Source organism: Kitasatospora sp. NPDC001603 (genome assembly GCF_040298365.1).
GTDB lineage: Bacteria > Actinomycetota > Actinomycetes > Streptomycetales > Streptomycetaceae > Kitasatospora.
Map to the genome: position 1 here is coordinate 50501 of NZ_JBEPAA010000033.1, position 16169 is coordinate 66669.

The window sequence follows — 16169 nt, forward strand, 5'->3', positions numbered from 1 at the left end:
CCTCTGGAGCACCCATGACGCCGCCGCCCGCCCACGACATGCCGATGGTCGTCCACCCCGGGTACCTCGCCGGCCCCGGCGACGCCCCGCACGCCCTGCACACGTTCGCCAAGGGACGCGAGGACTGGACTCTGACGCCGGTCGACAACCAGCTCGTCGCCGCGCACCAGCAGCACCCCGTCCTGCTGACCCTCGACCTGGACGCCGGAACGCCCCGCTGGACGATGGCCTCCCTGAGCCACCCCGCCAGCCAGCTCGAATGGCACGCCACGTTCGACGCCCGCACCCCGGCCGAGGTCGTGACGGCCGCAGCCCGCCGCCTCGCCCACGCCCTCGCCCAGACCACCGACGCCGAACGCGACCGGCAGCTCTGGGGACACGACCACCCGGCCGTCGACACCGCGGATGCCCTCGACGCCGAAACCACGCGCGCCCACCACTGGATCCGCGCCGGCGACCTGCGCACCACCCTCACCCTCGACAACCCCGACGGCACCGCCGCCCTGCGCGTCCACCGCTACCTCGAACGCCCCGACAGCGACCCGCTCGACACCGTCTTCAACCTCCGCGCCGGGGCCCGCGGCCACCAGGACAGCTGGTGGCACGCCGAGTTCAGCCGCTACACCCCGACCGCCGTCCTCCTCGCCGCGGTACGCACCGTCACCGACCCCGGCCGCTACGAGCGCCGCGCCTCCCAGATCCCCATGCTCCACCGCTCCCTCCTGCGCACCCACCCGGTGGCCCGCCGCCGTCCGCAGGCTCGTCCGTGACCGGTGACCACATCTCGGAGGCCCGGTCCTCCGGAAGCCGGGCCCTGGCTCCTGACACCCTCGTCACCATCACCCCGGGCCACCTGGCCGGTCCCGGCGACCCCGATGCGGGCTTTGCCGAGTTCTTCGAGGACTGCCCCGGCTGGCAGCGCTACCGTCCGAACGACGAGACCTCGGTCGCCGTCCACGAACAGCTCACCGCCAGGATCGAGCTGGACCACGAGGCGACGACCGGACCGCGCTGGACCATCGCCTCCTACGAGTCGCCGGTCGGCGAACTCGACTGGCGGGCAAGCTTCTGTGCGCGGACGCCGGTCGAGGTGGTGATGGCCGTGGCCCGCCACCTGTCCGCAGCGCTGAACTCCTTCTCGACGAATGCGAGCGACGATCTCCTGTGGGGCCGGCACCCCCGCCGCGAAGCGATTCTGCAGGCCGTGGCGGCGGGCGACCCGCCCTGGCAGGAGTCCCAGCCCACACAGGAGTTCATCCGCCCCGACCGCACGGGCGGAATCCGCACACAGGAATCCGGTGGGCACCATCCCGCCTCGGCGGTGGAAGTCACCCTGTGGGCAGGCCCGCGAGGATACGCCGACGCGCGATGGCAGGCCCAGTTCACCCGGAAAACCCCGAGCATGCTGATCACGGCCGCTCTCGACGAGGTCGTCCAGCCGCTGCCCGCCACGCGGCTCATGAACCAGGTGCCCGCGCCCAACCTGACGCAGGTCCGCGCCGAGGCGCGGCACCCGCGCCGAGCAGCAGCCGCCGTCCGCGGACGCCACACGTCCCCTGGCGCTCATGCGCTCCGGCCCGGTTCCACCGAGTCGGCCATCAGGCAGGCGAAGCGACGCCCGTGACCGACCCGGTGTCACAACGGGAGGGCACGAATGCCGTTCCGGAGGTCGTACCGAACCGGGCACCAGTACCGCAGCCGTGGCCGCGCCCGCGGGCGACGGCCACCAGGACCACCAACGCTCCTGCCGCGCTTCCGAGCAGGGGCCGGACCCCCCCAATGCCCCGCCCCCGATCCGTACGGAGACCCACCTGACCTCCACCACCCAGGCCGCGGCAACCGAGATCGACGGAGACACCCACGTCCACCCCGTCTACCTGGCAGGCAGCCGCTACACCGGGGACTTCGCCCTTCAACCGCTCCTCGACCTACCGGACACTCGGGCCCACAACGACGAGTACGGCAACTTCTACCTGACCACCGCAGACGGTCGGATCCGCATCGGGTTCATCCCGGAGCAGGACTGGGACACCCTGTGGCAGCTTGCCGTCGCCCCGGGGCCCTTCGCCGACCCCCACTGGGTGGCGAGCTTCTCCGATGACACGCCGACCGAGATCGTCACCGCCGTCACCACGAAACTCGCCGACCTCTACCGGCCGAGCGAGGACGCATGGCTCACCGAGCGCACCGCCGGCCCACTGGAGTGGATCGCACCCTACGCCGCAGCCGGCTGGACCGCCCACGAAGTCGATACCGGACAGCTCACCCTGCACTCACCCGACGCCCTGGCCAAGGTCACCTACAGCCTGCACGCGCTCGCCCGCGAGGACGCCGAACAGGCCGGCCAGGACGGCCGGTTCACCATCGGCACCGTGTCCAGGACAGGCTGGTTCGGACGGTTCAGCAGCGGCACACCGTCCCGGATCCTCGACGCCGCCTCCGCCGCCATGCTCGACCCCGCCCCCATCCCGCGCTACCGCAGCGAACTCGGTCCCTTCAGCCGACGAACGGCCTCGATCACGCCGATCACCCCACCGGCTCCCACTCCGGCCGACCTCCAGCGGGCCGCAGCCCGAGCCCGCACCGCCCCGAGGATCCTCCAAGCCGCCCCCGCCGACACCGGCACCCGGCTCGCCTGGACCACGACCACGCCCGGCCCGAGACGCCGCTGACCCCAGCCGCTCCCCCTTCCCGCGCAGCGCCGCCGCGCCCGACGCCGGCACGGCGGCCGACAAGGAGAAGCCCCATCCCACCCCCCTACACGATCAGCCGCTCGGCGACCACCGGCACCATCGCCGAAGGCCCCTTCAACGACACTGCCTTCAACGACACCGCGCTCACCCTCCTGCGGCGCGAGGGCTTCAACGACATACACATCGCAGGCGGCACCTTCCACGCCCGACTGCCCCACCACCTCTCCGAGCAGGAACAGAACCGGGCCGCCTCCTCGGCGGCGAGTCTCCTGCAGGCCAGCGGATTCGAGGTCGAACTCGACCCGGCACTCGGCACCCCGCCGCCCACCGCCGCATTCGTCCCCACCGCCGTCCCCGACCCGGCAGCCGCCCTCGCTGACCTGACCCACCGCCTGACCACGGGCGACAACGGATACGACGGAACAGCACACCTGACCCAGGCGGTCCTCGGACACAACGGCGTCCTCGCCCGACTCGTCACCTTCACGAAGGCCGCCGCCGCCTGGAGCGCACGGCTCGGCCACGCCCCGGGCGACGACCTGTCCGACCTCCTCACCGAGAGCGCCGACACCCTCGGCGAACTCCAACAAAGGCTTGGCGGCACCGCGACACGCATCACCACCATGGGCACCAGCTGGGAACCGCACAGGCCCAGCCCCCGCCAGGCCGCAGCCACAGCCGGAACCCACTCGACCAGTACCGGCACCACTCCCGCGCCCCAGACACCGCCACAGGCACCGTCGGCAGAACTCCACCCCGGTCGGCGCCGATGACCGGCACCACCCCATCTCCCGTCATATTCGGTACGTTCGGCACCACGGTGGTGGCCGTCGGGGCCCGGCCCGAGCGCCACCCCGACGCCGCCCGGCAACTGGAGAAGGCGGGATTCGCCTACCTGCCGGACGCTGGCGTGCACGAGCTGCCCACCGGGACCCACCCCCAGGACGCCGTCCTGCGGATCGAGTTCGCCGCCGACCTCCTCGCCGCCGCCGGGGCCGACGGCCTCGGCATCGACCCCGACCTGACCCGGTGGCTGGAACAACCGGCCCGACGCCTCGCCGCGCACACCCGCACCCCGGGTCTTCCGGACCCGGGCAGCACCCCTTCCCCCACACCCACAGCCCCGCACGGAGGCCCCGCATCGCCGACCCGCCCACGATGATCGACGTCACACCCCGCTACCTGGCCGGGCGCGACTACAGCAACCAGGTCTTCGACCGGCTGGTCACACGCTGGGGATGGGGCCGCGCCGATGCGACCGAGCTCAGCCAGACGTTCGCCTGGAGTCGCGACCATCGCTTCCGCCTTGGGGCAGGCCAACTCGATCCCGGCGCCTGGTGGCGCATCGCCGCGGCGAAGGAACCGCTCGGCCCGCCCGATTGGCAGGCGGGCTTCTCCCAGGAGACCCCGCCCGAGATCATCCTCGCCGTCGCCGAGGAACTCGCCCGCACCGGAACGGCCACCGACTGGACCGGCGAGTCGCACCCCGCCCTCCGGACGCCCACCGACCGGCGAACCCTGATCCGCACCCTCGCCGATGCCGGCTGGCGCAGCACCTACCGCGCGGGCGTGCTCGACCTCGAAGCTCCCGACCGCCTCGCCCGGGTCCAGATCCGCCTGGACCCGCGCGGCGATCGGCAGGACCTCATGGGCAGGCCCCACCTGTACGTGGAGGTCGGACCCCGCGACACCGGCGGCTACCCGCCGTACTGGCAGGCCATGGTCACCACGACCGCCCCCACCGTCGTCGTCGACGCCCTCGCCCAGGCCCTCACCGACCCCACCGCCCTGCAACGCGACAGGGACTGGATGGACGAAGAACTGCTCGCCCACCTCGGCCACACCGAGGAAGGTGCGTTCACCGACGCCGACCCGCAGATTCCCGAGCCCGGCGAGGCCGCCCACCCGTACACCGAGACGGACCTGCGGGAAGCAGCAGCCGAGGTCTGCGAGGAAGCACTGGAGTGGACCGAAGACCTCGACCACACCCCCGACGGGTACATCGAGGACCGGGTCATCCCCAGCAGCCGGACCGGCACCCCTACCACCTGGGGCCAACTCCCCCCGGAGCAGAAGGCCCTGGCATACCTGCTGGTCGAAGACATGGTCATCGCCGCAGCGGCGAGTACGCCAGCGCTCTTCGACTTGGACCCGGGTGCCAACCTCGACCCACGGACGGCAAGCAAGAAGCCGACGCCGCCCCTCACCACAGCGCTGAACGAACTCATCTTCACCATAGGCGACTTGAAGGATGCGGCGGCCCACGCCGCTGCCATGCAGATCAACTGGGTGGATCCCAGCGGACTCGCCGACACGCTGCACGACCGACCGATCGCAGCTGCAGCCGACGGCACAGGACCGACCTGGGGCTCGCTGCCGGACGCCCAGCGCGAGCAGGCGCTCCGCGAGGTCGACCGTCTGCTGACCAGGGCCGCCGAGCGCACCACGGAACTCTTCGCTGCGGACTTCAGGCCCGCACCGCTGGCCCTCGTATCCCCGCTCTACCTCGCCGGCCCCGGCCACGACCGCACCGCTGCGGCAAAGCCCCTGACGGACCGGGGCTGGACCACCGAAGAGCACGGCGACATGACGGTGTACACCAGCCCGTGCCGACGGCTGCGCGCCCAGTCGACCACCGACGACAACGGGACGACGTGGACGGCCTCCTTCCACCACTTGCTGAGCAGAGAGGAGGTCTGGCGGGCCAGCGCGGACCGCCGCACCCCGTCGGAGATCGTGGTCGCCCTGCACGCCGCGCTCGCCGCCAACCCGGGCGAGCTGGTCCGGCCGTCCAGGCCCGCCGAGTACGGCCTCGCGCCGGCTATCGCCGCCGGCTGGCACGACACCAGCACCCGCGAGCACCTGATGCTGGACGCACCGGCTGGCGAGCTGGCCAGCGTCTACCGCTGCACCGCCCCCGCCGGGCAGATGTTTGCCGCAGAGAGCCGGGCCTGGCAGATCAGCGGCGGGAAGCTCGGTCCCGGCGAGGTCGAGGGCTGGAGTGTCGAGATGTCGGAGAACATCCCGGCCCCGCTGCTGGAAGCCGTCACGGCCGCCATGACCGACCCCGCACCGGTGGCCCGCCTCGGCCGCGACCTCACCCCCGAGCACCTGGTGGACCTCGTCGTCCGCCCGCTCGTCCCGCAGACCCCACCCGGCCCGTCCGTGCGGGCGCTGGCCGCCCGCACACGCGTCGTTCTCTGGCCGCCGGCCACGACAACCAACCCCTCGACCATCACCAGCCCACCCGACCGGCCACGGCAGCAGGCCCGCTGACACTGCCGCCGCGGCGCCCCGCAGAATCAGCCGCGCTGGGGGCCGACCGTTCAGCAGCGCCCGCGAGTGGAGCGGGTACGTCGCAGGTGCTACTGCTCGACCCCTCAGGCATCGCCAGGGCTGGACGCCGATCACAACCTGGAGCCCCCATCCCGGATTTCCACTTCCACGGCTGGGCGCCTGCCGACGAGGCGAGCGCCGACGCACAGGATCAGTTCCTCAAGGCCGACTGGTTCTATGCCCACGGGATGTACGACTTCCTCTCCCGGAGCGTGAGCCGCGACGGCTGCGACGAGTACCTGATCTACGCCGACAAGGGCGCTGACTGGGACTTCCCCGGCGTCAACCGGACCTTGTGTGCGCACATCAGACTCGACCCGGCGGCGCGCACGTTCACCATCGACCGGGCGGGCCGGCCGACCTTTGAACTCGGAGCCTCCTGGCTGATCAGCCGCGGCGCCGACCCTGCCGTGTTCCGCTCCGATGTGGGCACACTCAGAGGCCCCAATTCGGTGCAGGAGGCCCAACTCCTGGAACACCTGAGGATGTTCGGTGACCGGTACCACGTACTCAACCACGACACCGACACCCACCGGCAGTACGAGACCTGGGCCATCCTCAAGGACACAACGGCTGACCCCGCGGACCGGAGCCGTCTCCTGCTCCTCGAACAATGGGACTGGGACGAGGGGCCATGCAGGCGGACAGTGCAACTGGCCGAGTTCGACCACTACGACGCGGTCGCGGATTGGCTTGACGACCGCACAGGCCCCCTGATCACGGCGCAGGGCCGGAGTACGGTCGTCCCGGAGAGCCTGGTTCCGATCACCGGGACGCTGAAACGCCTGCCAACAGTTGCCCGTCCGGAGCAGATCCACGCGGCGCGGATCCGAACCCTTCCCCCGAACACCGGAAGAAGCGAAGCCCCCGGCCCCGCGCACGGCCATCAGGCGAAGCCCGCAGGCCGCAGCCGCTGAAGTTCCACGGGGCGTGCCTGAGCGGGCAAACGCTCGTTGGGCACCGGGAGCGCCCCCATCGGGTCGCGAATCGCGCCCTGCTCCACGCCGGACCGGCTGCCACACCCCCGGCGGACTGGGCCGGGCAGGCGCGAAGTGCTGGGCGGGCGGGCCGCAGGGCCCGCCCGCCCAGGGTCCGGCCCGGCGCTCAGGCGACCGCGTCCAGGCTCGCCCGAAGCAGCGGCATCGCCCGGTCGAGGTCCGCTGCCGAGCCGATCCGAACCTCCAGGTCCCCGGTCCCGTGGTGCCCGATCCTCGACACGTCCCGGGTGAACCCCGCCTCCAAGGTGACGGACCTCGGGTCCAGACGGAGGAAGACCCGGAGCCCTCCGTTGAGCACCTTCACCGTCGCGAAGTTCCCGCTCCTCCGATAGGCGATGTAGTGCCGCAACTCCACGCTGTGGGCGTCACCGAACGCCAACAGCCGACCATCGAGCTCCTTGTACAGCGTCTGGACCTCGACCGGTGCGCTGGCCAGCCGCTGAGCGACCGTACGGCGGCCGGCGGCCGGTGCGGCAACGCTGCCCTGACCGGTCCGGGGCGAGGCGCCAGCCGTCGAGGCCACCAGGTCCAGCGAGAGCAGATCGTCGCCGAAGTACCGGTATTCGATCAGGTCGATGCGGCGGCCGATCTCGGTTACGGCATGCCGGTCGTAGCGGCTGTACTCGGCTGCCACGCAGATGATCCGCGGGTTCGTCCAGTCGACCTCCCCGACCGCATCCGGACCGAGCTTGCGCGACACGTGTGACCACTCCCGATAGATGGCACCCCCGCACCTCCGTGAACTGCCGTTTTGCCAGGTCTTCATGGTGATCCATACCCGATCTACCGGATTTGGTTGGCACATGCGTACGGCACACTGCACGGCAACTTCTCTTCGGACGACAGCAGTTGCCGGGAACCGGCTGCAGGAACTGGATCTTCGCCGTAGGTTTCTCCTTGATCGGGAAGCCGGGAGGGGCGGCGAGGGCGTTGCACGGTGGGCGGTCGGCGGCGGTCGGCGGCGGTGTCGGCCGTGCGGTGGTCGGATGCGCAGGGGGTGGAGGATCTGGTCCGGCTGGATGCCGGTTTCCGCGGTGGCGCGGGCGAGTTGGCCCTGGACGAGGGGTGGACGCGCCGGTGGACGACGACCTGGCGTTTCGGGGGGGGGGTCCATCCGGTCCGGGATCTCGCCGGGGCGGAGGTGGTCCGGAGCTGGCCGGTGCGTCGTTTCACCTGGCGGACCGGGCAATTGCACCGGCCGGGCCTGGAGCACCGAAGTAGGCCGACATCACTTCTACGCCCCCGCCTGCGCCCTCGTGGAAGCCGGCCGCCACCGCCCCGGTATCGCTGAACACCCCGCAGTCCTCCCGGGCATCATCCCCCTGGCCTTCCCCGCCGCTCTCGCCCTCGCCGCCGACACCGCCTGGGCCCAGGCCCGCGCCCGTTGTACCGTCGCCCCCACCCCGGAACACCCCGACAGTGCCGTCGTCGCCACCGCCGACCCGCACCGCTGGAAGGGTGAGCCCGCGCGCGTCGTCGAGCTCACCCCGTAGGAGCCCGGGGAGCCTCCTCCACGTCGTCGGACAAGCGAAGTTCGGCCACGCTCGTTGTGTTCAAGCCGTATGCGGCACGAGTAGTTCCGGAAGCGTCTCTTCACTTCGAACGCACATGCCAGACTCGCTGATGCTCCGTCAGGAGAGATCCGCACACTCGCCGCCGACCCCGGACCGCACGGACCGGGGTCGGCGTTCCATGCGCCCGGAAGGGGAACGGTGGCAGCTCAGGACTCCCTGCTCAAGAAGTACGGGGACCGGTCGTACCGGCACGTGACGATGGCCCGGCACCAGGGCACGACGATCGCGTTCGCGATGGACGCCTCCCGCCGGATCGTCTACACGGTGCTGGACCTGTCCGGTCCGGCGGCCAAGGGAGAGGTGGACTCGGCGTACTGGAGCGACAACCCGGCCGAGGTGGCCTTCCCCCGGGAGATCGCCGAGGTCGGGTACGCCCTGGTCGGCGCGACGGCGATGCCGACGGTGAAGCGGGGCGGGGCGGAGGCCGGTGCCGGCGAGCGGCCGGCGGCCGCGGAGATCGATCCGTTCCTGTCCAGCACGGCGCGGCTGACAGCGGACGCCCCGTTCCACGTCCTGTCGGACGGCACGTACGTGGTGGTCCTGCGGCAGTCGGTCGGCGAGACGCACACGGACGCGGTGTACAAGCTGACCGGCGGCGGCAGTTCGGGGGACGCGTCCCGCGCCGACTACGTGCTCAGCGGCGCGAAGAAGGTGCCGCTGGTCCGCGACACCCTGCTCGTCGACCGGTTCGTGCTGGTGGACGGGAAGTTGAAGCCGGTGCTGGAGGTGCGCTTCAAGCGCAGCCGGCACGCCACCCGCCCGGAGTCGGCCAAGGACAGCCTGGGCACCGAGGACATGGAGGGCCGCCCGTTCCACGAGCCGACCCAGGAGCTGTCCTTCGTCCGGAACCTGACCCAGGGCCGGTTCGCCGCCGTCCTGGTGCCGACCGCCGTCTCCAACGTGCAGCGCTGGCAGCTGTTCGCCCACAACGACGCCACCGGGCGGGTCGACAGCTTCAACATCGAGCAGGGCGCCCAGGGACTGTTCAACACCCAGGGCACCCGCTTCTGGACCAGCCCGGATCCGGCTTACCGGGACTCGGTGTTCGAGCGCAGCCCCGGCACCTGCCCCTTCACCGGCCGCGAGCTGGTGCCGGTGACCGGCAGCGAGGGCCATGCGGAGACCGCGCTGCGCCTGGACGGCGTCGACGCCCACCTCGACCTGGGCAACCGGGGGCCGCTGCACTTCGGCGGGAAGCCCTACTCCATCGAGGCGTGGGTCAAACCCGCCGCCCTCGACGGCCCGGTGCTGGGCCGCGGCGGGGAGTACCTGTTCGGCGTGGACGCCAACGGCGCGGTGTTCCTCAGCCACGACGGGGCGCCGACAACGCTCACCTCCACCGAGACGCTCACGGCGGACAGCTACGCCCACATCGCCGCCACCTTCGACGGCACCACGGCGAAGCTGTACGTCAATGGCAAGCAGGCCGGGAGCGCGGCGCTGCCGTTCACCCCGGTCACCGGCGTGAACACCCTGGTCGGCAGGCGGAGTTCCGGCGGCACCGACAGCTTCTTCAACGGCGACCTCGACGAGCTGCGGATCTGGAACCGGGTGCGCTCCCAGGCCGAACTCACCACGGACCTGAACAACCGGCTGATCGGCAACGAGCCGGGCCTGGTGGCCTACTACCGCTTCGACGAGGGCACCGGCACCACCGCCCACGACCAGACCGACCACGCCGGGCACGCCACGCTCGTGGGCAACGCGCGGTGGACCGGCTCGGACGCCCCGGTCGGCGACCACCCCGGGGTACGGCGCGACAGCTTCACCCTCAAGGGCCGATCGGTCGTCTCCGGCATGTCGGCCCTGCTCTACCACCAGCAGGAGAACGTCGTCGCGGGCTACCGCGCCGACCCCAAGCCCGCCAAGCGGCAGGCCCGGGTGATGCTGGCCTTCGCCGCCAAGTACGGCCAGGAGCCCGCCGTGGCCGCCCTGGACTTCGCCGTCGGCCGGGACGGCCGACTGGCCCAGGTGCCGGACGTGCTGGACCCGCAGGTGCTCAAACGGCCGACGAAGGGCCACGACTCGGAGCAGGTCAGCACCCTGCAGCAGTTGGTCAAGCGGCTGGAGCCGGAGGTCGCCGCCATCGAGGCGGACATCAACCGGCTGAAGGGCGCGGCCGGGCGGCTGGCCGAGTACCAGGCGGAGCACGACCGGCTCAAGCCGGGATTCGACGCCCTGGAGCAGCGTTACTTCGCCGAGAAGGACCTGATCACCTCCTGGACTTACCGGATCGAGCTCAAGACGCCGCGCACGATACAAGGCGGCGCCCACAACCTGCAGTGGCTGTTCACCGCCAACGCCAGCCTGCAGGGGGCCCCGGTGTTCTTCCACGACCAGCGCCCCGACTGGACCTGGCGGGTGGAGACGGTCGGCGAGAGCCAGGACGGCCTGCCCTGCTACTGGCTGTCCTTCGCGCAGTACGACAAGGACGTGCGCGTCCTGAACAACTCCCTGGCGGAGAACGAGAGGCTGGACACCATCGCCCGCACCCCGGGCAACCGGTCGGCGCAGTTCCAGCTGATCGCCGAGGGCGAGTACGTCCGCATCGTCAACCGGGCGAGCCGGCTCGCGATCGGCTCCCCCTCCACGTACCAGTTCGCCTCGGCGGTGCAGTCGGCCGAGTGCCTCAAGGCGGACTCGGGCCTGTTCCGGATGACCCGCGTGGCCATGCGCTCCGGAGTGGACGTGCAGTACCTCGCGGCCAAGGCGCAGCTGGACACTGCCCGCGCCCTCCTCCAGGAGGCGCTCAAGGCCCAGCAGCGGATCGCGGAGCTGCAGCTCAACCTGACCGCCAAGCAGGCGGAACTCGGCGATGCCCGAAGCCAGTTGGCCAAGCTGTCGGGCGCGCTCCAGGGCGACGACGACCTCACGGTCGCGATGCCGCTGCTCGCGGTGGACAGCACCGGCCTGAGCCTGACCGGCGGCCTGCTGGAGTTCGCCCGGGGCACCGACCGGCCCGCGCTGCTGGACAGCGGCACCGGCAACCTCGTGCTGTACTTCCGCGGCGCCGACGACCAGTTCTTCGCCGCGTACTACGACACCGCCGTCCTGCGCGGCACCCGGACGCTCGCCGGGGACACCGGCACGCTCGTCTTCCTCGCCCGGGACCCGGCCGTTCCCCTGGACGGCGCCACGATCACCGTCAGCGACGGCGACGCGCCCGGCCGCTGCGACCTGACCGTCACCGTCGGCGCGGACACCGAGACCTGGCGCTCGCTGCCGCGCAGGGCCGAGCAGATGGCCGCCGCGCTGGTCGGCAGCCCCGGCCGCCCGGTGACGCTAGGCGCGGTCGCCCGGGTGACGGGCAGCACCGTCGAACTCACCACGCCCACCACCGTCGCCGTCCCGGCCAAGGCCCACCTGCAGATCGGCGGCACCGGCTACGCCGTCGCCACCGACGCCCCGATCGGCGCCAAGTCGCTGGAGCTGACGACGAAGAGCGTCCCGGCCAAGCCCGGCGACAAGGTGAGCCTGGTCGGCTACGACTGGGCCCGGGCGCAGTCCTCCCGCCCCGGGGTGCTGCTCTCCGCCGGCTCCCGCCTGGTCACGCTGAGCACGGGCGGGGTCGAATCCGTGCCCAACGGCACCGCCAAGGCGGCGATCACCGGGCGCGGCTGCCGCTGGCGGGCCGAGATGCCCGGCCGGGCCTTCCTGTTCGACGGCAAGGAGCAGTACCTGACCCTGCCCGCCGGCAAGCAGCAGAACATCGCCCCGACCGGTGACCTGAGCCTGGAGGCATGGGTCAACCCCGAGGCCGGAGGGGGCCGGATCGTCCACGCCAGGACGGACGGATCGGGCTACTCCCTGGCGCTCACCCCGGCCGCCCTGCCGGCCTGGCAGTTCGTCAACGGCACCAAGGCCCAGCTGACTCCCTCGCTCGACCTGGCGAACCGGGACTTCACCATCGAGCTGTGGGCCAAGCGCAACCAGTCCCGGGGCCGCGTCGAGCCGCTGCTGTTCCACGGCGCGACGGACGGCCGGGTCGACCAGTCCCTGCACCTGTGGGTCCACCCCGACGAGACCCTCTACTTCTCGCTGTACGGCGACGACCTGAAGACCACCCAGGCCTACCCGGACCTGGAGTGGCACCACTGGGCCGCGGTGTACAAGAACGCCACCCGCGAGCAGATCCTCTACCGGGACGGCGTCGAGGTCGCCCGCCGCACCTCCAACGGGGCCTACACCGGCAAAGGCCCGCTGATCCTGGGCCACTTCCCCTTCAACGGCGACTACCTCGACGGCCAGATCGACGAGGTCCGGGTCTTCGGCCGGGCCCGCACCAAGCAGGAGATCTCCGCCGAGCGCCACCAGCGCCTCTCCGGCCGGGAACCAGGCCTGCTGGGGTACTGGACCTTCCCCGGCACGAGCGGCCCGGCCTCGCCGATCAAGGGCTACCAGGTGACCGCCCGGGTGGGCGACCGGGTGCTGAAGTCTGCGGAGCGCTTCCCCTGCAACGAGTGGGCGCACCTCGCCGCCACCTTCACCCAGTCCTGGGCACTGAGCCTGGACGGCGGCGAGGGCCTGGCAGTGGCCGCGCAACCCGCGCTGGACGTGCTGGAGGACCTCACCGTCGAGGCGTTCGTCCGGATCGACAAGCTGGGCACGCCCATCGGCCTGCTCACCAAGGGCACGGTCATCGACGGCGGGCGGGACGGCGTCCCGTACCACCTGGGCGTCCGGGCCGACGGCCTGGTGGAGTTCGCCTTCGCCGAGGCGAACGGCAAGCCCGTCCGCTACACCTCCGACCGGGCCGTCACGCCCGGCGCGTTCCAGCGCATCACCGTGGTGCGCGAGCGTCGCAAGCCGGAGGTCGTCGGAGCCCAGGCGGGCACGGCCCCCCAGCCCGAACAGGACATCCGCTTCTACCTCGACGGCGGTGCCGTCGGCAGCTTCGTGTACAGCGGCCCCGGCGCGCAGGCCAACAACAACGAGGTGGTGATCGGCCGCGGGCTGACCGGCGTGCTGTGCGAGCTGCGGCTGTGGAACTCCGCCCGGCCGCAGGCCCGGCTCGGGCTGCCGGTCACCTCGCGCGAGAAGGGCCTGCTGGCGCGCTGGGCGTTCAACGAGAACGCCGGCAACGTCACCCTCGACGTGTCCGGTACCTTCCCGGCGAAGCTGCGCGGCGCCCGCTGGACCCGTGACGTCGACCCCCTGGCCAGCCCGCTGCGGCTGTACCGCAACGGCGAGCCGCTCTCCGAGGCGCCGCTGACCGCGCAGGACACCACCGCGGCCTGGGGCGAACCCCAACTCACCCTGGGCGCGCGGCTGGAGGGCGGAAAACCGGTCGACCTGCTCACCGGCACGCTGGAGGAGGTCCGCATCTGGCGGACCGTCCGCACCCAGGAGCAGATCCAGGACAACCTGTTCACCCGCCTGCGCGGGGAGAAGCAGGACCTGCTCGGCTACTGGCCGTTCGACCGGGACTCCACCGAACCCGGCACCACGTCCGTCCGGGACGAGGGCCTGCGCGGCAACAACCTGGGCTTCTCCGCCAAGCGGCCGCGCGTCCTGCTCTCCACCGCGCCCGTCTCCACCGACACCGCCCAGGTCCGCTCGGCCCTCGCCGACGTCCGCACCCCCTTCCACGACACCATCGCCGGCGCCCCCGCCGTCACCGAGTACGCCGACCTCCAGTACGACGCCAAGGGCGAGGCGCTCGGCGTGCTCAAGCGCTGCTACGCCTTCGTCCGGGACGGCCGCTGGCACCTGGTCACCGGCTACAAGGTCGGCGACCTGACCACCGAGTGGGTCGGCCAGGCCCAGTTCGACCCGCAGCTCGTCGGCTACGTCGAGGGCGCCCCGCCGGTGCCGTCCGAGAACCTCACCGACAAGGCCGACGGCTGGGCCGGCGCCTCCTCCGTGGAGTTCGCCGAGGCCGACCAGGTGGTGCGGAGCCTCTCCTCCAGCAAGACCCGCAGCGTCAACGCCGCCTTCGGCTTCGCGGTGGGCTTCGAGACCGATGCCAGCGTCCTGTCGATCACCGCTCCGGCCGGCTTCGGCATCGCGTCCCCGCTCGTCGACGCCCAGTTGAAGGTCGGCCTGACGGGCAGCCTGGAGTTCTCCAACACCTGGAGTGAGGACACCAAGGTCAGCCAGGGCACCAATACCGCCCGCAAGGCCAAGCTGGCCCTGACCGGCTACACCGAGGACGCCGCCAAGGTGCTGAACTCCGCCGTCGGCCGCCGGTACGTGCCCGCCAACACCGGCATGGCGCTGGTGCAGTCCCAGACCGCCGACGTCTTCGCGCTGCGCCTGGCGCACACCGGCGCCCTGGTCGCCTACCGGATGCTGCCCAACCCCGACATCCCGCTGGAATGGAACATCATCCACTTCCCGATCAACCCCCGCTACACCAAGCAGGGCACCCTGGACGGCGCGGTCGGCTTCGACGACCGCGGCAAGGTCACCGACCCGGACTACCCCACCGCCACCGGCTACGGCGAATACAGCTACTTCAAGCCGCGGGACGCCTACGCGCTCAAGCGCCGGATCACCCGCGACCAGCAGCGGCTGCACGCCTTCTACGAATCGGTCTCGACCGAGACCCACCGCCCGGACCCGACCCAGGGACAGGCCAACGCGCTCCTGCGCTCGATGGGCATGTCCGTCGAGCAGCAGGAGACCGGGCGCAGCACCGCCGGCAGCGCCGCCGCCACCGGCTTCTCGCACCGGGACCTGGTCAATACCTACGTCTGGACGGCCCAGGGCGGCTTCTTCGCCGAGACCACCGAGGCCACCGACGCCGTCAGCGAGACCACCTCCGGCTCCTACGCGCTCAGCGGGAGCATCGGCGGCACCTACGGGGGCAGCTTCGGCTTCAGCGGCGTGAACTTCTACGGCCAGCTCGAGGCCTCCGTGGGCGGCGGTTTCAGCGTCACCCGGGCCAAGGGCAAGGACGCCTCCCGCTCCTTCGGCCTCGACGTCCAGTGCGCACCCTCGGGCGACCTCCAGCGCCGTGACAAGGACGGCAAGCCCGTCTACGACGCCGCCGGCAAACCCGTGCTGGTGCCCGGTAAGGTCGACGCCTACCGCTTCCTCACCTTCTACCTCGGCGAGAACAGCGCCAACTTCGACGACTTCTACCACAAGGTCGTCGACCCGACCTGGCTCTCCAACAACGCCGCCCCTGACGCCGCCGCCCTCCGCCAGGCCCGGCAGAGCTCCGCCAAGCCCCCGTGCTGGCGCGTCCTGCACCGCGTCACCTACGTCAGCCGCGTCCTCGCCCCCGTACCGCCGCCCGGCGCACCGCCGCTGGAGAAGGCGATGCGCGCCGAGAACATCGACAGCAACTACGAACTGATCAAGCGCCTCGAACCGTACGTCCGCCCGGCCGCCACCACCACCGGCGCCCTTGCCACCGCCACCCGGGAGGTCCTCGCGACCCAGCTGCCCGAACTCCTGCCCCACGCAACCGAGATCATCGACTACCTCACCCGCTACTTCGGCATGGAGAACTGACTCCCGCCCGGCCCTCCGGCACCCCGGAGGGCCGGGCCCGCCTCGTTCGCACCGCCCCGGCAGCAAGGCAACAGGTCCTCTATCTCACCCTCAGGAGCCGGCGGTTG

General features: G+C 71.6%; 9 protein-coding genes. 8 read left to right on the forward strand and 1 reads right to left on the reverse strand.

Translation table 11 applies throughout. The annotated features are described in order from the left end of the window. Positions 1-14 precede the first annotated feature (14 nt). The 6 genes from ABT263_RS21285 to ABT263_RS21310 all read left to right on the forward strand — a co-directional run bounded on the left by ABT263_RS21285 (position 15) and on the right by ABT263_RS21310 (position 6946). On the forward strand, positions 15-770 hold the full coding sequence (locus ABT263_RS21285; protein ID WP_352292177.1) for a DUF317 domain-containing protein: 756 nt from the start codon (positions 15-17) through the stop codon (positions 768-770). Further along, positions 767-1624, forward strand: a complete 858-nt coding sequence (locus ABT263_RS21290) for a DUF317 domain-containing protein (RefSeq protein WP_352292179.1) — start codon at positions 767-769, stop codon at positions 1622-1624. The genes ABT263_RS21285 and ABT263_RS21290 overlap by 4 nt, the downstream gene beginning before the upstream one ends. Positions 1625-1700: 76 nt before the next feature. Continuing rightward, positions 1701-2672, forward strand: a complete 972-nt coding sequence (locus ABT263_RS21295) for an SPDY domain-containing protein (protein WP_352292181.1) — start codon at positions 1701-1703, stop codon at positions 2670-2672. A 790-nt stretch (positions 2673-3462) separates the two neighbouring features. Continuing rightward, complete coding sequence (locus ABT263_RS21300; protein ID WP_352292183.1) at positions 3463-3855, forward strand: hypothetical protein; 393 nt, start codon at positions 3463-3465, stop codon at positions 3853-3855. Then, positions 3852-5969 carry an SPDY domain-containing protein gene (locus tag ABT263_RS21305; protein ID WP_352292185.1) on the forward strand — a complete coding sequence of 706 codons (2118 nt, stop codon included), beginning with the start codon at positions 3852-3854 and terminating at the stop codon, positions 5967-5969. The genes ABT263_RS21300 and ABT263_RS21305 overlap by 4 nt, the downstream gene beginning before the upstream one ends. Before the next feature lie 86 nt (positions 5970-6055). Continuing rightward, entirely contained in the window at positions 6056-6946 is an 891-nt protein-coding gene (locus tag ABT263_RS21310; protein WP_352292187.1) for a hypothetical protein, read from the forward strand. A 187-nt stretch (positions 6947-7133) separates the two neighbouring features. On the opposite strand, the gene ABT263_RS21315 is transcribed toward ABT263_RS21310, so the two are convergent. Next, the gene (locus tag ABT263_RS21315; RefSeq protein ID WP_352292189.1) at positions 7134-7727 is read right to left on the reverse strand and encodes a DUF5655 domain-containing protein; all 594 of its coding nucleotides are present in this window, start codon (positions 7725-7727) and stop codon (positions 7134-7136) included. A gap of 556 nt (positions 7728-8283) precedes the next feature. Between ABT263_RS21315 and ABT263_RS21320 the strand changes: the two genes are divergently transcribed. After that, the gene (locus ABT263_RS21320) at positions 8284-8520 is read left to right on the forward strand and encodes a hypothetical protein (RefSeq protein ID WP_352292191.1); all 237 of its coding nucleotides are present in this window, start codon (positions 8284-8286) and stop codon (positions 8518-8520) included. A gap of 219 nt (positions 8521-8739) precedes the next feature. Next, complete coding sequence (locus tag ABT263_RS21325) at positions 8740-16062, forward strand: LamG-like jellyroll fold domain-containing protein (protein ID WP_352292193.1); 7323 nt, start codon at positions 8740-8742, stop codon at positions 16060-16062. Positions 16063-16169 lie beyond the last annotated feature (107 nt).